Source organism: Pseudomonas sp. 10(2024) (assembly GCF_045164175.1).
In the GTDB taxonomy this organism is placed as follows: domain Bacteria; phylum Pseudomonadota; class Gammaproteobacteria; order Pseudomonadales; family Pseudomonadaceae; genus Aquipseudomonas; species Aquipseudomonas alloputida.
The window spans coordinates 2,429,006-2,446,450 of record NZ_CP174006.1 but is presented as its reverse complement, the minus strand read 5'-3'; the positions used below and the strand labels follow the sequence as shown (position 1 = coordinate 2,446,450).

Genomic DNA, 17,445 nt, shown 5'->3' with positions numbered 1-17,445 from the left:
GTTCAGCCCGTCTTCCAAAACTCGGAAAGTTCTTACAAACAGCCGGGCGGGTCAAGCCGCGCGCGCCAAGGCGATTGCGTCCATAGTGGAATCCACCCATTTCCAAGGAGGCTTACCATGACCCTGAACAACCTGCTGACCGCCCTGCCGCCCTGCGACCCCACCAGCGCCGAACGTGTCGACGAACTGCTCAGCCGCCCGGGCATCCGCGTGGAGCGTATCGTCTCCAGTGGGCAGGCCAGCCCACCCGGCTTCTGGTACGACCAGGCCGAAGGCGAGTGGATCATGTTGATCAGTGGTGCTGCCGCCCTGCGTTTCGAGCACGAGCACCACACCCGCCTGCTGGCGCCGGGCGATTGTCTGGACATCCCCCCGCACGACCGCCACCGCGTGGAATGGACCGCGCCCGGCACGGCCACCATCTGGCTCGCGGTGTTCTATAGCAGCAGCACCCCATGGCCGGCCTGAAGGGGCCATGCCGGCCCGTGCACAAGGCGCAGTTGTCCCGTCGCCGTGCAAGGTTGGGCTTACGACCAAAGCATGAACACAAATCGAAGAGGCGTCATAAACGCCTCGTTCAATGCGTTTTTCAGCACCTTATCTATACTTTTGGCCACATCTTCGTAAGTTCAGCCCTGCGACAATCAGCCTCGCTCAATTATGTACCAACTTGTTAATTAGCAAGCTAAGGGCTTAAACTGCGCGCATTCCACCTGCTGAGATCCCTGGCATGAAAGAAACACCGCGCGCCTCTGGCGCCACAAACTTCATCCTGGTCGGCCTGGGCGTGATCATCGCCCTGCTCGGCCTCCTCCTCGCTGCTGGCGGCGTCAAGCTCGCCGGTCTGGGCGGTTCCTGGTACTTCCTGATCGGCGGCTTGGCCATGGCCATCGCCGGTGTCCTCATTGCTCGCCGCAAGAAGGCGGGCGCCTGGCTGTATGCCGTGTTCCTGGTCGGTACTGCCATCTGGGCACTGATCGATGCGGGCCTGGTGTTCTGGCCGCTGTTCTCGCGCCTGTTCATGTTTGGCGCAATCGGCATGGTCGTGGCGCTGGTCTACCCGCTGCTGGCGCGTGCCAACGGCGCCAGCGCCGGGCGCGGTGCGTACGGCGTAGCCGGGGTAATGGCCGTGGTACTGGTGATCGCTGTCGGCAACATGTTCGTTGCCCACCCAAGCGTCGCCCCCACCGGCAAAGGCCCGGGCATGACCCCGGTCGAAACCGGCAAGGAACAGAAAGACTGGGCCCACTACGGCAACACCGAAGGTGGCAGCCGCTTCGCCGCGCTTGACCAGATCAACCGGGACAACGTCGACAAGCTGAAAGTGGCCTGGACCTACCAAACCGGCGACGTTGCAATCAGCGACGGCAACGGTGCCGAAGACCAGCTCACCCCGCTGCAGATCGGCAGCAAGGTGTTCATCTGCACCCCGCACAACAACCTGATCGCACTCGACGCCGACACCGGCAAAGAGCTGTGGAAAAACGAAATCAACGCCCAGTCCAAGGTCTGGCAGCGTTGCCGTGGCATGGCCTACTTCGACGCCACTGCCGCCATCGCCCAGCCAACCCAGCCGAACAGCTCGCCGATCACCGGCGTTAGCGTAGCGGCCGGTGCCAACTGCCAGCGTCGCCTGCTGACCAACACCATCGACGGCCGCCTGATTGCCGTCGACGCCGACACCGGCGAGTTCTGCCAGGGCTTCGGCAACAACGGCCAGGTCGACCTCAAGGCAGGCCTGGGTGATGTCCCGGACTCCTACTACCAGCTGTCCTCGGCACCGCTGATGGCCGGCACCACCGTGGTGGTCGGCGGCCGTGTTGCCGACAACGTCCAGACCGACATGCCAGGCGGCGTGATCCGTGGTTTTGACGTGATCACCGGTGAAATGCGCTGGGCCTTCGACCCGGGCAACCCGGAAGATCGCCAGGCTCCGCAGGGCGACAAGACCTACGTGCGCAGCACCCCGAACAGCTGGGCACCGATGTCCTACGACCCGGCAATGAACACCGTGTTCCTGCCGATGGGCTCGTCCTCCACCGACATCTACGGCGTTGAGCGCAGCAAACTGGACCACACTTACGGCGCTTCGGTGCTGGCCCTGGACGCCACCACCGGCAACCAGAAATGGGTGTTCCAGACCGTGCACAACGACCTCTGGGACTTCGACCTGCCCATGCAGCCAAGCCTGATCGACTTCACCAAGGACGACGGCAAGTCGGTACCTGCGGTGGTGATCGGCACCAAGGCCGGGCAGATCTACGTGCTCGACCGCGCCACTGGCAAGCCGCTGACCCAGGTCGACGAAGTACCGGTCAAGCCAAGCAACATCCCGAACGAGCCGTACTCCCCAACCCAGCCCAAGTCGGTGGGCATGCCGCAGATCGGCGCGCAGACCCTGACCGAATCGGACATGTGGGGCGCCACCCCGTATGACCAGTTGCTGTGCCGCATCGACTTCAAGAAGATGCGCTACGACGGCCTGTACACCGCGCCGGGTACCGACCTGTCGCTGAGCTTCCCGGGTTCGCTGGGTGGCATGAACTGGGGCAGCATTTCTACCGACCCGGTACATGGCTTCATCTTCGTCAACGACATGCGTCTGGGCCTGTGGATCCAGATGATCCCGTCGCAGAACAAAGGTGGCGCGGCTTCCGGTGGCGAAGCACTGAACACTGGCATGGGCGCGGTACCGCTCAAGGGCACCCCGTATGCCGTGAACAAGAACCGCTTCCTGTCGGTCGCCGGCATTCCATGCCAGGCACCGCCGTTCGGCACCCTGACCGCCATCGACATGAAGACCCGCCAGGTGGCCTGGCAGGTGCCGGTAGGCACCGTTGAAGACACCGGCCCGCTCGGCATCCGCATGCACCTGCCGATCAAGATCGGCCTGCCAACCCTTGGCGGCACCCTGTCGACCCAGGGCGGCCTGGTGTTCATCGCCGGTACCCAGGACTTCTACCTGCGTGCCTACGACAGCAGCAACGGTAACGAAATCTGGAAGGCTCGCCTGCCCGTGGGCAGCCAGGGCGGCCCGATGACCTACGTCTCGCCGAAGACCGGCAAGCAGTACGTGGTGATCACCGCTGGCGGCGCCCGCCAGTCGACTGACCGCGGCGACTATGTGATTTCTTACGCTCTGCCGTAAGACCGCGTCGCCTGCTTCGCGGGCAAGCCCGCTCCTACAAGGCCCCTGTAGGAGCGGGCTTGCCCGCGAATGCCCCTCAAAGACAATCCGAGATTCTGTAATGCCATCCGCAATTCGCATCACCCCCACCCTGCTGCTGGCCCTGGCCAGCACCACCGCCCTTGCCAACGACGACCTCATGACCCGCAGCACCCTGACCGGTGACTGGGGCGGCCTGCGCCATCAACTCGAAGAAGACGGCGTCAAGATCACCGGCGACTACAGCGGTGAAACCGCCTACAACGCCCACGGTGGCCTGCACCGTTCGGCGCGCTATTCGCAGAACGTCAAGCTGGGCGTGCAGTTCGACCTGTCGAAACTGTACGGCCTGGACAACGGCGGCAAGGTCCAGCTGACCATCAACGACCGCCGCGGCAACAGCGCCTCGGAAGACCTGGTAGGCAACCGCCTGCCAATCCAGGAAAACTACGGTGGCCTGTACACCCGCCTGACCGAGCTGAGCTACGAGCGCACGCTGTTCACCCCGGCGCTCAACGTCAAGCTGGGCTACATGGCCATGGGCAACGACCTCGGCGGCCTGGACAGCGGCATCCTGTGCAACTTCATGAACGCCGGCTTCTGCGGCCACCCGCTGAACATGTCCGGCGGCAGTGGCTGGACCAATTACCCCAACGCCCACCTCGGCGTGCGCGTGAAGTACGACCTGTCACCTGCCTGGCAGTTGCGCGTGGCAGCGTTCAACGTCGATCCTGAAAGCAACGGCAACTCCAGCCGCGCCTGGCACCTGGGGCCCAAGCACACCACCGGCACCGTGGTTCCGGTAGAACTGGTATACAAGCTGCAGGGTGAACTGCCAGGCGAGTACAAGCTTGGCTACTACTACGACAGCTCTGATGTGAAACGCATCGGCAGCGATGATGAAGTGTCCGGCCGGGGTGGCCATTACCTGCTGGTCGACCAGGCGGTGTGGAACGACCAGGCCTCCCCAGGCCGAAGTCTGCACGCCTTCGGCCAGTACTCGGCGTCGAGCAAGGCCGCTTCGCCGTTCACCAAGTGGTATGGCGCCGGCGTGGTGCTGTACAAGCCGTTCGAAGGCCGCCCGAAGGATACCGTGGCACTGGGTTACGGCCGCGCCGTACCCAACCCGCGTAGCCGCGATGTGCTGGAAGATGCCGCGTTCAACGCGGGCCAGCAGTTCCCGGACATCGACAGCGCCGAACAGTTGATCGAACTGAGCTACGGCTACCAGGCCACGCCATGGCTGAACCTGCGCCCTGATGTGCAATACATCATCGAGCCTGGGGCGTTCTCGGGCAAAGACATCGACAACGCACTCGTGGTCGGCCTGCAGGTCAAGGCGACCTTCTGAACCGCCGGGGCCGCACTGCGGCCCCATCCGCCGGCGCAACCCTCAAGCCTGTTTGAGGTAGTCCACCAGCCTCAGCAGCATGGCATCACAGCCGCGCAACTGCTCGACACTGACAAACTCATCCGGCTTGTGGCCCTGGTCCATGCTGCCAGGGCCGCACACCACGGTGGGGATGCCCGCCTGGTCGAACAAGCCACCTTCGGTACCAAACGCTACCGTGCCGAACGTATCCGAACCGCTGAGGAGCGCCACCAACCGCGCAGCCTCGCTGTCTTCCGGTGTCGCCAGCCCCGGATAGGCACTCAGCGGCGCCAGGCGAATGGCGCTGGCGGTATTGACCTTGCGCATACGCGGCAGCAACTCGGCTTCAGCATAGGTTTGCAACTGGTCGGCGACCGCCTGAGCCTCGAACCCTGGGAGCGCGCGCACTTCGAAATCGAACTCGCACTCGTCCGGCACGATGTTCAGCGCCCTGCCCCCTTTGATCACGCCGGTCTGCACCGTGGAGAACGGCGGATCGAAGCGCTCGTCATGATGAGCCGGCTGTGCCAGGGCATCGCCGATGTCACCCAACTTGCCAATCAGTTTCGCCGCATACTCGATGGCGTTCACCCCATACGGCGCGTACGCCGAATGGCACGCTGCGCCCTGTACCTGGCAACGCATTGCCAGCTTGCCCTTGTGCCCCAGTACCGGTTTGAGTTCGGTGGGTTCACCGATCAGGCACAGCCGTGGTTTACACGGGCGCTTTTCGAGGGCAGCCAGCATCGAGCGCACGCCCAGGCAACCGACTTCTTCGTCGTAGGAAAACGCCAGGTGTACCGGCATGCGCAACGGCTGCGCGAGAAACGCGGGCACAGCAGCCAGCACCGAGGCGATAAAGCCTTTCATGTCGGCCGTGCCGCGGCCATACAGGCGGCCGTCACGCTCACTCAGGGCAAACGGCTCGACCGTCCAGGCCTGGCCATCCACCGGCACCACATCGGTATGCCCAGACAGCACCACACCGCCAACATCCCTGGGGCCGACAGTGGCGAACAGGTTGGCCTTGGTGCCCTCCGGGTTATGGAACAGCTCGCATTCCACCCCCAGCTCGGCCAGGTAATCACGGATAAAACCGATCAGCGCCAGGTTGGAGTCGCGGCTCACCGTGGCAAAGCCAATCAGCCGGGCCAGCAGCGCGCGACTGGCAAATTCACTCATCGCCCGGCACCCCATAGCTTGGCGCGGCGGTCGGGTTGAGGGCGCGGGTGACGTAATCCTGCATCTGCGGGCGATAGGCTTGCCACAGGCCATCGAGCACACCGATCGGGTCGCTGTCGGCCCAATCGACGCGCAGGTCCACCAGCGGCCAGGTCAGCTCGCCAGCAATCTTCAGCGCCGCCGAGTGCACGGGCCCGGCTTCGCCACCCGCGGCCATCGCCGCGTGCATGGCTGCCAGCAGGCGGTCGGCCAGGTGGCCGCCGGCCTGCTCGAAGGCCAGCACCATGGCTTCGATCACCTGGGTCGAGGACAGCAGGTTGCCAGCCGCCGCGCATTGTTCACCGGCCATTGCATGGTGTGTGCCCAGTGCTTCCCGCCCGGTGAACAGGGCCACCTGGCCGTGGCTGTCGATCACCGTGACCTGGCGGTACTCACTCCAGCCATTGGCACTGAGCACCCTGTCCAGCGCAGCGGCGGGCGGCAACTGGCCATGCTCCAGGGCATCGAGAATCTGCGGGCCCAGCGCCGGCAGGGTGATGTTCTGGGTCGAGACTGCGCCCACACCGGCACGCACCCAGGGGCAACGGGCACCCACGGCGATGCTCGACGAGCTGATGGCAATACCGACCTGGCCGGTTTCCTGGCAACGACCAATGATGGAGAACGTCATGTCATGGTTCCTGTTGTGCTGTGCGATACACGGCATTCTGAGTGGAACCTTCGGGCGGGCGAAACGACCTTTTTCCGAGGGGGTAGGCAGGAAAAAACTATGCTCAGGGGCCCGCCCTTCGCACCCGCTCGAAAAACCACGTCACCCACCCGGCCAACCTGCCCCACAGGCCAGAGAAATCAAGGCCTTCGCCGTTTTATCGGCAAGCACCAGCTAAATACTATTTTCGCCATTTCCACGGCATCCCTAGTCTGGCTCCAGGCAACGGCGGTCCTCCAAACCGACCTGACAATAACCGCCTGAACAAGGGCTCGGACATGACACTGAACAACCTCGAAATCGACACCCTCGTCGTCGGCGCCGGCCAGGCCGGCGTGGCCATGAGCGAACACCTGAGCAAGCTTGGTGTGCCGCACCTGGTACTGGAGCGCAACCGCATCGCACAGGCCTGGCGTACCGGCCGCTGGGACTCGCTGGTCGCCAACGGCCCGGCCTGGCACGACCGCTTCCCGGGGCTGGAATTCAACCTCGACGCCGATGCATTCGCCGGCAAGGACCAGGTGGCCGACTACTTCGAGCAGTACGTACGCAAGTACAACCTGCCCGTGCGCACCGGCATTGAAGTGAAGCGCGTGGTGCGTAACAGCGACCGCCCTGGCTTCACCATCGACACCAGTGAAGGCGTGATTCGCGCCAACCGCGTAGTCGCTGCCACCGGCCCGTTCCAGAAACCGGTGATCCCGGCCATCGCGCCGAAAGACAGCAACCTGCACCAGATTCATTCCGCCGCTTACTTCAACCCAGAGCAGTTGCCTGAAGGCGCGGTACTGGTGGTCGGTGCCGGCTCTTCCGGCGTGCAGATTGCCGAAGAGCTGATGCGCGCCGGACGCCAGGTGTACCTGTCGGTCGGCGCCCACGACCGCCCGCCGCGTGCCTACCGCAACCGCGACTTCTGCTGGTGGCTGGGCGTGCTGGGCGAGTGGGACGCGGAAATTGCCAAGCCCGGTCGCGAGCATGTGACCATCGCGGTCAGCGGCGCCCGTGGTGGCCACACCGTGGACTTCCGTGCCCTCGCCCACCAAGGCATGACCCTGGTCGGCCTGACCCAGTCGTTCGAAAACGGCGTCGCGCACTTCCAGGACAACCTGGTCGAGAACATCAACCGCGGAGACGAAAACTACCTGGCCCTGCTGGATGCGGCCGATGCCTACATCGAACGCAACGGCCTGGACCTGCCGCAAGAGCCCGAAGCCCGCCAGCGCCTGGCCGACCCGGAGTGCATGCGCAACCCGCTGCAGCAGCTGGACCTGGCCAAGGCCGGCGTCAGCAGCATCATCTGGGCCACCGGTTACGGCGTGGATTTCAGCTGGCTGCAGGTAGACACCTTCGATGCCAACGGCAAGCCCCAGCACCAGCGTGGTGTGGCCCGTGAACCGGGCGTGTACTTCCTCGGCCTGCCGTGGTTGTCGCGCCGTGGTTCATCGTTCATCTGGGGGGTGTGGCACGACGCCAAGCACGTCGCCGGCCACATCGCCACGCAACGTACCTACACCGCCTACCGCGACCGCGAGCAACGCGCAGCGGATGAGCAGCAAACCGCCAAGATCAGCAATGTCAGCACCCTCGGAGCCCACTGATGCCTACCCATACTCGCATCCGCATGTTCAACACCAAGGAAACCTACCCCAACCAGACCCTGGACAACGACTTGTGCCAGGCCGTGCGGGCGGGCAATACCATCTACGTGCGCGGCCAGGTCGGTACCGACTTCGAAGGCAAGCTGGTGGGCCTGGGTGACCCGCGCGCACAAACCGAACAGGCGATGAAGAACGTCAAGCAACTGCTTGAAGAAGCCGGCTCGGACCTGTCGCACATCGTCAAGACCACCACCTACATCACCGACCCGCGCTTCCGCGAGCCGGTGTACAAGGAGGTGGGCAAGTGGCTCAAGGGCGTGTTCCCGATTTCCACCGGGTTGGTGGTGGCCGGGTTGGCCCAGGCCGAGTGGCTGATGGAGATCGACGTGATCGCCGTGGTGCCCGATCAGCAATGATCGCAGGCCTGAACGGCGGGTGGTCACTGCCACCTGCCGTCCAGCCACGCCTGGGTTGCCCGTGCCGCAGCGTGCAAGCGCTGAGGTGCGGGCACGCCAACGGACGACACTTCCACGCTGACACGTCGCCCGCATTTCGCGCGCGGCTGGCTACCCGGCGCCAGCTCCAACGCCGTCAGGTGTGCCAAGTCCTGTCCATTCAATAGGCCGCCCTCCCTCCGCCGAGGCCGAACACAAAACCCGTGGTAAAGGCTGTCGCCAGGCCGATGCCACGCAGGCCACCGGCTAGGCAAACCCGAACAATCGCCGAGGGGTGTCCCACATCACTGTGCGGCGCAGCCGGGCATCCGGCATCAGGCGCTCGGCCAGCTTCAGCAGCGGGCCGTAGTCCACCCGCGCGGGCTGGCGAATGAACGGCCAGTCCGAACCCCACACACAGGCTTGGGCGCCAAAGGCTTCGAGCAGGGCCTGCACGTATGCACTGCTTTGTTCGAACAAGGCATCCGCTGCGGCAAACTTCTGCATGCCTGACAGCTTCACGCAGGCGCGGCCACTGTCGGCCAGCCGCAGCAACGCCTGGAAGCCGGCTTGCTGCACACCGGCAGCGACATCCGGGCGGCCGCAATGGTCAATCAACAGACGAGCCTGCGAGCCTTGCAGCAGGCCGTGCAGGTCCAGCAACTGGTCGTCACACACCTGCAGCTGGGCGAACAGGCCAAGCTCGGCGAGCTTGCCGAACAGCCCGTCAACGCCCTTTAGGCTGGCTACCCCGTACAGCGCGGGGTTGAATGCGATACCCACCACGCCTTGCGCCTGCAAGGCCGCCAGCGCATCGAGGTTGATGTCCGCCTTGACCACCGCCACCCCCTTGAACCGCCCCTGCCCGCTGGCCAAGGCATGCAGCAGGCAGCGGTTGTCGGTGTGGTAGCCGCTGTTGGGGCCCACCAGCAAGGCATGTTGCACGCCGTAAGCGTCCATCACCCGGGTGAACTGCGCCTGGGTGGCGACCTCCTGACCGGAGGGCGCATAGGGTGCGTCGGGGTGATAGGGGAAACGGGCAGGGTCAAACAAATGGTTATGGCAATCGATCTTCGCTTCGTCAAATATGTTCACGCAGCACTCCCGTCAAACGCCACTGCGCTTGTCTGCAGATCTTGTTATTGTGCGCCGCAAGGGCGGTTAGGCTGGGGTTCACGATACTGTATGGCCGGCTTTGACGCTCTTACCCAGATGGCGAAAACCATAACCGAAGGTAATACACATGCTGCTTGGCAACGAAGGCGCAGACGCAAGCCCCATGGTGTTCAAGCTGCGGCACATGGAAGTGTTCAGGGCGGTGATGCTGACGGGCTCGATCAGCGCAGCGGCCAAATTGCTGTATGTGTCGCAGCCGGCGGTGAGCAAGCTGATCCAGTACATCGAAGCGCGCCTGGCCTACCCGCTGTTCGAGCGCGTCAACAACCGCCTGGTGCCGACGGCCGAAGCGCAGGTGCTGTTTCGCGAGGTTGAGCGGGTGTACCAGGCAGCGTTGCAGGTCAACGAATGCGCCCTCGCGCTGGGCGCTGGCGGCCAGCGCAAGTTGCGTATCTCGTGCAGTGCATCGTTGTCCACGGTGGTGATCCCGATGGCCCTGGCCCAGCTCAAGCGTGAATCACCGTCACTGAATATCGAGTGGCAAACCTCGTTGATGGGCGAAATGCCCAATCAGATCCTGTCGAAGAAGGTCGACCTGTCGATCGCCGCCCTGCCGGTGGTGCACGACCACCTGCATTCGCAAGCGTTCATGCGTGGACGCATGGTGGTGGTGATGCCGCCGGGTCACCCTTTGGCCGGTCAGCCCGCGCTGACCTTGCAGCAGCTGGAGGGCCATGCGTTGCTGCTGTTCCGGCCCGACATGCCGTTTGGCAAGCTGTTGGCCGAACACATCGGGCGCCGCGGGCTACAGCTGAAATCACTGTTGTCGTTCACCAATGCCAACGAGGCTGTGGCGTTGGTCAAGCAAGGCATGGGCATCAGCGTGATCGACGAGTTCGTTGCACAGGACAGCGGGCTGGCGGTGGTGCCGTTGGCCGATGACATTCACTTCGATATCAGCTTCGTCTATTCGCGCTTCGAGCCGCCCTCGCATGCGGCGCTGCAGTTGATGCGGGTGTTGCAGGGGCAGGCGCAGAAGCTGGGGCGGGCGCTTGCGCCGGGCTGATCATCTACGCAACCGCCCCACCGAGTCGCCTGATTCCCGATCGCACCCGCTCCCGCTGGGTAGGTATACAAGGGTTCGGTTTAAAAGCCGACCGTGGCCGAGAGCAGATAGGTCCGCGGCGTAGACAGGGTCAACCCCGGCTCACTGTCATCCGACGCCCCCGCCGAGCTCCAGTAGCGATCATCGAGCACATTCTCGACACTGGCCCGCAAGGTAACCTCGGTGGCGTCCACCTTGAAGGCATAACGTGCCCCCAGGTCATAACGCTCCCAGCCGTCGATGCGCTTGCTGTTGTTCTGGTCCAGGTACTGGGAACTTGAGTGAATGCCGCGCGCTGTGAAGGTCAGGCCGTTCACCCCTGGCACGTCCCATTCAGCCCCCAGATTGACGTTGTATTCGGGCGTGGCCGGCGCGCGGTTGCCATCGTAGGCACCGCCGACGGTGTCGGTCAGCTCGCTGTCGATATACATCACCCCACCCAACACCCGCACGCCCTGCACCGGTTCACCGAACACACTCAGCTCGATGCCGCGGTTGTCACGCTTGCCATTGGGGCCGAACACCCGCGAGGTGGGGTTGGTCTCGTAGGCCGGCTGGCGAATGCGGAAGGCGCTGGCAGTAAAGGCCACCTGGCCGAGGTCGTACTTGGCCCCCACCTCGACCTGGCGGCTGGTGAACGGCGGGAAGATCTGGTCTTCGTTGATCGAGGTCGATGGGGCGATCTTGCCTTGGCTCAGGCCCTCCATGTAGTTGGCGTACAACGAGAGCTGGTCGGTGACCTTGAGCAATACGCCCCCAGAAGGCGAGACCTTTTCTTCGTCATAGCCCGTTTCGCCTTTGACGCCGTCGCTCCAGTCATCCACCTGCACCCGTTGCCAGCGCGCCCCCAGGGTCAACAGCAGGCGGTCGTCAAAAAAGCCAAGGGTGTCGGCCAGGGCCACGCCGGAGAAGCGGTTTTCCGTGTAGACCTCGGGGTCGAGGCGGGTTGGCGTACCGGGTGTCGGTGCGGCCACCGGGTTGTAGAGGTTGCTCGGCGCCGAGGCATAGCGCGCCCCGCCGTTGGTGAAGTCCATGTAGTAATAGCTGGCGGCCAGGTTCAGCTCGTGGCTCACCGGCCCGGTATGGAACCAGTGACGTAAACCGGCCATGGCGGTGCGCACCGACTCGTCCCGGGTAAAGTCACGCGGCTGCACGGTAAAGTCGCCGGCATCGTTGGTGATCGACACGTTATGGCGCAGGAAGTCATGGTTGCTCTTGCGCGCACCGACCGCACCATAGGCCAGCAGCGATTCGCTGATATCGTACTCGGCGTTCAGCGCACCGAAGGTATCGTTGGTACGCGCCTTGCTCCAGGCCTGGGCGTAGTTGTGGCGTACGTCATTGGCATTGGGCACCTTGGCATTGGCACCGACCAGCACACGCTCCTGCGGGGCGTCAGTGTCGCGTTCGGTGTGGCCAAGGTCTGCCGAGAGACGCAGGCGCTCGCCTCGAAAATCCAGGCCCAGCACCGCCATTTCGCGGTCGACGCGCTGGTGGTCCCATTCAGTATCACCGGCCTGCTTCACGCCATTGAAGCGCACGCCGAACTGCTGGCCTTCACCAAAGCGACGGCCGATGTCCACTGCGCCGCCAGCCTGGCCGGCCGAGGCGTAGCTGCCGGTGAATTCGGTGATCGGCTTGTCAGCGGCTCGCTTGGGCTGCACGTTGATACCGCCGCCCACGCTGCCACGCGGCGATATGCCGTTGATCAACTGGCTGGGGCCTTTGATGATGTCGACCCGGTCGGCCATTTCCATGTCGATCGAATACGTCGGCAAGATGCCATAGAGACCGTTGTAGGCCACATCACTGTTGAACAGGCTGAAGCCGCGAATGGTGAACTGCTCGAAACGCCCGCCCGCCGGGTTGGTAGCACGCACCGAAGGGTCACTGGCAATCAGCTCGCCCAAGGTGCGCGCCTGCTGGTTCTTGACCAGTTCGCTGGTGTAGCTGGTGATGCTGAACGGGGTTTCCATGAAGTCGCGCGAACCGAGCAAGCCTTGCGCGCCCTGGCGTGCCACTTGGCCACCGGCATACGGCTGCGCTTCGTTGCCTGCGGCCAGGCCGCCGACGATGCTGGTGGGGGCGATTTCCAGCGCGCCACTGGCCTGGGGGGCTGGCATCAGGGTAAAGGCCCCCTCACCCACCGGCAGCGCCTGCAGGCCGCTACTGCGCAGCAACTGACTGAAGCCTTCATCGACACTGTAACGACCGGACAAGCCGTTACTTTGCCGGCCCTCTACCAATGCCGGGTCCAGCGAAAGGCTGACACCGGCCTGGTCGGCGAAATGGGTCAAGGCGGCACCCAGGCTGGCTGGCGCCACCTGGAACGTACGCCGGGCCGGCTCATCGGCCCAGGCAGGTGCACACAACAGCAGGCTCATCGCGAACAATGGATGTGCTGCGCGCGCCAGTGGGCGCAGGCGGCAGGATTTTACTGCAGGCATTGAACAAGGCTCCCCTTTTATTTTCTCCTACCGGTAATGACCGGCGAGTGAAAAAAAGGGGACAGCCTCATGCTCGATTTTCTCGTGCAGTCAGGCTCACCCAATAACGCGTGCGGGTCTGCACTTGCAACGGTAGGCTGGCGGCGAGCAGGGCCAACACCCGGTCGGTGTCGTCAAGGCGGAACGTGCCGGTAACACGCAAGCGCTCCAGTTCTGGTGCCCAGCGCAGTACGCCGGGGCGATACCTGCGCAGTTCGTGCAGCAACTCGCCCAGCGGGCGGTCGTCCAGCCTTAGCGCGCCTTCGCGCCAGCCCAGTTGCCATGCGTCGAGGGCTTTGACAGGGCCAACGCCAGCCGCCTGCAAACTGGCCTGTTGGCCGGCCTGTAGCATCACGGCTGGACCACGCAACGGCTGCAGGCTGCCCCCCCCCTTGATCGCCGACACCCGGCAGGCCTCATCAAGCAGGCGCAGGCACGCCTCGCCCTCACTGAGCACCACCCGACCGTAAGGCACCTGCAAGGTAAGGCTCAGGTTAGCGGGCACGCTGACGGCCACTTCACCGCGCAGCAGTGCCACGCGGCCCGCACCCAGCTCAATATCGACCGCACTGTCGGTGTTCAACTGCAACAAGGTGCCGTCGCTCAGCAGTGCCTGCCTGCGCTCTCCGACTGCGGTGCGCATGTCGGCGGTCCAGGCATCCAGCGGCAGCTCACGGCTCACCAGCCAGGCCACCGGCAACAACGCCGACACACCCAGGGCTTGTTTGAGCAGAGCCCGACGACCGGCATCCGGACGATCCAGGGCGGCCATCGCCAATGCGCCGGGCAACCCGGCAAATCGCGCTCGCAGCAGTGATGCCTTTTGCCAGGCGTCTTCGTGTAGGTGACTGCTGGCGCGCCATTGCGCCAGACGCTGCAGGTCAGATTCGCTTGCGTCGCCAGAATCCAGCAATGCCAGCCAACGGGCTGCAGCACGCAGCGCCTCGCGGGTTTCTGGGGTGTGCGGGCTCATTGCAACTCGGCCAACAGGCAATGTTCGTAAGCCTGCGCCATGTAGCGTTTCACCGAGCGCTGGCAGACGCCCAGGCGCTGGCCAATCTCGGCGTAGCCCAAGCCTTCCAGCTGGCTCCAGAGAAAGGCCTTGCGTATCGCCGGCTTGAGGCCGTCGAGCAATTCATCCAGCGCTTGCAGGGTTTCGAGCAGTACCCAGCGCTGTTCTGGCGACGGCACGAGTTGCTCGGGCAACTGCGCCAAGGCATCAAGGTAGGCCTGCTCCAGGCTACGTCGCTGGTGGAAGTTGCTGAGCAAACGCTTGCCCACGGTCAGCAGGTAGGCACGCGGTTCGCGTATGTCTGCCAGCGGCTGGGCGCTGGCCAGAATGCGCAGAAAAGTATCCTGGCTGAGGTCGGCGGCATCCCAGGCATTGCCCATACGCCGGCGCAGCCAGGCTTCAAGCCAGCCGCGATGCTCCCGGTACAGGGCAGGCAGGCCAGGCTCCGGTGGCGGCGCGGCGTCGATCATGAGAAGGGTCCTGCGGCGGAGTAAATAAGATTAATTCTAATTTACATCACACCACAGAACCAAGCGGTTTGTTACCGGTCAGGCAATGGCTTCATCGACCAGCACTTGTGCTTCCTGCACCAGACGCTGCAAATGCGCCTCGTCGATGAAGCTTTCGGCGTAGATCTTGTAGATGTCTTCAGTACCCGACGGGCGCGCGGCGAACCAGCCATTGGCAGTCATCACCTTAAGCCCGCCAATCGCCTGGCCATTGCCTGGGGCGTGGCTGAGGATCTGCACGATCGGCTCACCGGCCAGTTCTGTCGACTTCACCTGCTCCGGCGCCAGCTTGCTCAGCAACGCCTTCTGCCGCGCATCGGCCTTGGCCTCGACACGGGTGGCGAACGGCTTGCCCAGCGCCTCGGTCAGGTCGGCATAAGCCTGGCTCGGGTTACGCCCGGTACGGGCGGTCATTTCGGCGGCCAGCAAGGCCGGGATCAAGCCGTCCTTGTCGGTGGCCCACACCGAGCCATCGCGGCGCAGGAACGAAGCCCCTGCACTTTCTTCGCCACCAAAACCGAGCGAACCGTCGAACAAGCCCTGGGCGAAGAACTTGAAGCCCACCGGCACCTCATACAGATCGCGGCCCAGCCGTTGGGTAACGCGGTCGATCAGGCCGCTGGAGACCACGGTCTTGCCCACGGCGGCGTCACTGCGCCACTGCGGGCGGTGGCGGAACAGGTAGTCGATGGCCACGGCGAGGTAGTTGTTGGGTTGCAGCAGGCCGTCAGGGGTGACGATGCCGTGGCGGTCGTGGTCCGGGTCGCAGGCGAAGGCCACGTCAAAGCGCTCGCGCAGGCCTATCAGGCCCTGCATGGCATACGGCGAGGAAGGGTCCATGCGGATCTGACCATCCCAGTCGACGGTCATGAAGCGGAAGGTCGGGTCGACCTCGGTGTTCACCACTTCCAGGTCCAGCTGGTAGTGCTTGGCAATTGCCGACCAGTAGCGTACCCCTGCCCCGCCCAGCGGGTCGACGCCCAGGCGCAACCCGGCGCCACGGATGACATCGAAATCGATGACGTTTTCCAGGTCGGCCACATAGTTGCTGACGTAATCGTGGCGGTGGGTGGTCGGCGCCTGCAGCGCCTGGGCATGGTCCATGCGCTTGACGCCCGCCAGGTTCGCCGCCAGCAGCTCGTTGGCCTTGCCCTCGATCCACTTGGTCACGTCGCTGTCGGCCGGGCCGCCGTTGGGCGGGTTGTACTTGAAGCCACCGCTTTGCGGCGGGTTGTGCGACGGGGTGATGACGATACCGTCAGCCAGGCCCTGCGTGCGGCCACGGTTGTGGCAGAGGATGGCGTGGGAAACCGCCGGCGTAGGCGTGAATTCGTCATCCTTGGACAGCATCACCTGCACGCCGTTGGCGGCCAGCACTTCCAGGGCGCTGGCGGTCGCCGGCGCTGACAGGGCGTGGGTATCGGCGCCGATGAACAGCGGGCCATCGATGCCTTTTTCCTGGCGGTACAGGCAGATCGCCTGGCTAATGGCCAGGACGTGATACTCGTTGAAACTCAATTCAAGCGAACTGCCCCGGTGCCCCGAGGTGCCGAAGGCCACGCGCTGGGCCGCCACGGCAGCGTCTGGGCGGCCCGTGTAATAGGCGGTAAGCAGCCGGGGAATATCGACCAGCACGCTGGCCGGAGCCGGCTTGCCTGCCAAAGGACTGAGCGTCATGCAAAAACCTCGAGTTCAACGGATGTTGGTGTTGGAACGTGCAGTGTACTGAGAGTTGCAATGCCGTGCGATGGGGGCATCAAAGAAACCCCAGGCCCTGCAGGGTATTGCGCATCCCGCCCAACCCTATGACGGTCTAGAGTACAAGCCATACCCCTTGTGAACGAGGCTCCATGGCTTTCCATCGCCTGACCCGCACCCACCCTCGCCTGAGCATCGCCGCTGCAGTCGGCCTCGCTGGCGCCTGGCTGATCCCCGCCGGTGATACCGTGCAGCACATCCTCGCTGGCTGGAACCTGGGGGTGTGGCTGTACCTGCTGCTGGTGCTCTACCTGAGCTGGACAGCCAGCCCGGAAAAGGTCCGCAAGGTCGCCGGCGTCGAAGACGAGAACGCAGGCCTGGTCCTGCTGACCGTGTGCATCGCCGCCATCGCCAGCCTTGCCGCGGTCACCCTGCAACTGGTCTCCAGCCGCGGCCTGCAAGGCACGGCCCTGGCCGTGCACTATCTCTACACCGGCCTGACCGTCGCCGGTTCCTGGCTGCTGATCGGCTGCATATTCACCCTGCACTACGCCCGCCTGTTCTATACCGGGCAAAACCACGAACCCCCACTGCGCTTCGCTGATGGCGAGCGCAACCCGGATTACTGGGACTTCCACTACTTCTCGTTCACCATCAACGTGGCGGTGCAAACCTCAGACGTGGGCGTCGCCGGGCGTGGGTTGCGGCGGGTGGTGCTGGCGCATTCGCTGGTGGGCTTCGTGTTCAATACGGCGATTCTGGGGTTCACTATCAACATCGCCGCCGGGTTGCTGGGTTAACCCGGCCGCTCGTCTGAAAAACCTGCGTGTCGAACGTCCGCGAAAGTCACCAAACCCGATGATTACCTGGCACCTTTCGGCCGGGAAAACGTTTGCCATGCCGCCAGCCGTCACACTGCGCCCATGACAAGGGTGTGACCAGTGTCAAGCATTCGCACATTTGTCGTACTTGCAACCGAAAATTGCGCCTAGCAGGTGCTATCTTTAGTTTCCCGGCGGCCGCATCGATGTGGCCACCCGCTCATCACGTCCAGGTAC

General features: G+C 64.0%; 14 protein-coding genes. 7 read left to right on the top strand and 7 right to left on the bottom strand.

Annotated features, from left to right (window positions below):
- Positions 1-117 precede the first annotated feature (117 nt).
- The 3 genes from ACI7M0_RS10990 (at position 118) to ACI7M0_RS10980 (ending at position 4,517) form a co-directional block, all read left to right on the top strand.
- Positions 118-468 carry a cupin gene (locus tag ACI7M0_RS10990; RefSeq protein ID WP_129933169.1) on the top strand — a complete coding sequence of 117 codons (351 nt, stop codon included), beginning with the start codon at positions 118-120 and terminating at the stop codon, positions 466-468.
- 262 nt (positions 469-730) lie between these two features.
- Positions 731-3,148, top strand: a complete 2,418-nt coding sequence (locus ACI7M0_RS10985; protein WP_129933171.1) for a glucose/quinate/shikimate family membrane-bound PQQ-dependent dehydrogenase — start codon at positions 731-733, stop codon at positions 3,146-3,148.
- 100 nt (positions 3,149-3,248) lie between these two features.
- On the top strand, positions 3,249-4,517 hold the full coding sequence (locus ACI7M0_RS10980) for a carbohydrate porin (protein WP_129933173.1): 1,269 nt from the start codon (positions 3,249-3,251) through the stop codon (positions 4,515-4,517).
- A gap of 42 nt (positions 4,518-4,559) precedes the next feature.
- Here ACI7M0_RS10980 and argE read toward each other — a convergent pair whose 3' ends face one another.
- Entirely contained in the window at positions 4,560-5,720 is a 1,161-nt protein-coding gene (gene argE / locus ACI7M0_RS10975) for an acetylornithine deacetylase (protein WP_129933174.1), read from the bottom strand.
- Positions 5,713-6,390, bottom strand: coding sequence for a DUF1028 domain-containing protein (locus ACI7M0_RS10970; RefSeq protein WP_010954425.1), 678 nt, complete (start codon positions 6,388-6,390; stop codon positions 5,713-5,715). The genes argE and ACI7M0_RS10970 overlap by 8 nt, the downstream gene beginning before the upstream one ends.
- A 317-nt stretch (positions 6,391-6,707) precedes the next feature.
- Between ACI7M0_RS10970 and ACI7M0_RS10965 the strand changes: the two genes are divergently transcribed.
- Entirely contained in the window at positions 6,708-8,027 is a 1,320-nt protein-coding gene (locus tag ACI7M0_RS10965) for an NAD(P)/FAD-dependent oxidoreductase (protein ID WP_129933176.1), read from the top strand.
- Positions 8,027-8,443, top strand: a complete 417-nt coding sequence (locus ACI7M0_RS10960; protein ID WP_014590706.1) for a RidA family protein — start codon at positions 8,027-8,029, stop codon at positions 8,441-8,443. Before ACI7M0_RS10965 ends, ACI7M0_RS10960 begins: the two co-directional genes overlap by 1 nt.
- Before the next feature lie 285 nt (positions 8,444-8,728).
- On the opposite strand, the gene ACI7M0_RS10955 is transcribed toward ACI7M0_RS10960, so the two are convergent.
- Entirely contained in the window at positions 8,729-9,556 is an 828-nt protein-coding gene (locus ACI7M0_RS10955) for an amidohydrolase (protein ID WP_129933178.1), read from the bottom strand.
- Between the two features lie 148 nt (positions 9,557-9,704).
- Here ACI7M0_RS10955 and ACI7M0_RS10950 point away from each other — a divergent pair, with 148 nt between their 5' ends.
- Positions 9,705-10,643: a LysR family transcriptional regulator gene (locus ACI7M0_RS10950; protein ID WP_121161574.1), complete on the top strand. Its 939-nt coding sequence runs from the start codon at positions 9,705-9,707 to the stop codon at positions 10,641-10,643.
- An 80-nt stretch (positions 10,644-10,723) separates the two neighbouring features.
- On the opposite strand, the gene ACI7M0_RS10945 is transcribed toward ACI7M0_RS10950, so the two are convergent.
- The 4 genes from ACI7M0_RS10945 to pgm all read right to left on the bottom strand — a co-directional run bounded on the left by ACI7M0_RS10945 (position 10,724) and on the right by pgm (position 16,366).
- On the bottom strand, positions 10,724-13,129 hold the full coding sequence (locus tag ACI7M0_RS10945; RefSeq protein WP_129933180.1) for a TonB-dependent receptor: 2,406 nt from the start codon (positions 13,127-13,129) through the stop codon (positions 10,724-10,726).
- Between the two features lie 67 nt (positions 13,130-13,196).
- Complete coding sequence (locus ACI7M0_RS10940; protein WP_129933182.1) at positions 13,197-14,141, bottom strand: DUF4880 domain-containing protein; 945 nt, start codon at positions 14,139-14,141, stop codon at positions 13,197-13,199.
- Positions 14,138-14,650 carry a sigma-70 family RNA polymerase sigma factor gene (locus tag ACI7M0_RS10935; protein ID WP_129933184.1) on the bottom strand — a complete coding sequence of 171 codons (513 nt, stop codon included), beginning with the start codon at positions 14,648-14,650 and terminating at the stop codon, positions 14,138-14,140. Before ACI7M0_RS10935 ends, ACI7M0_RS10940 begins: the two co-directional genes overlap by 4 nt.
- Before the next feature lie 78 nt (positions 14,651-14,728).
- The gene (gene pgm, locus ACI7M0_RS10930; protein WP_129933186.1) at positions 14,729-16,366 is read right to left on the bottom strand and encodes a phosphoglucomutase (alpha-D-glucose-1,6-bisphosphate-dependent); all 1,638 of its coding nucleotides are present in this window, start codon (positions 16,364-16,366) and stop codon (positions 14,729-14,731) included.
- Positions 16,367-16,539: 173 nt separating this feature from the next.
- On the opposite strand from pgm, the gene ACI7M0_RS10925 reads away from it, so the two are divergent.
- Positions 16,540-17,187, top strand: coding sequence for a DUF1345 domain-containing protein (locus ACI7M0_RS10925; protein WP_129933188.1), 648 nt, complete (start codon positions 16,540-16,542; stop codon positions 17,185-17,187).
- Positions 17,188-17,445 lie beyond the last annotated feature (258 nt).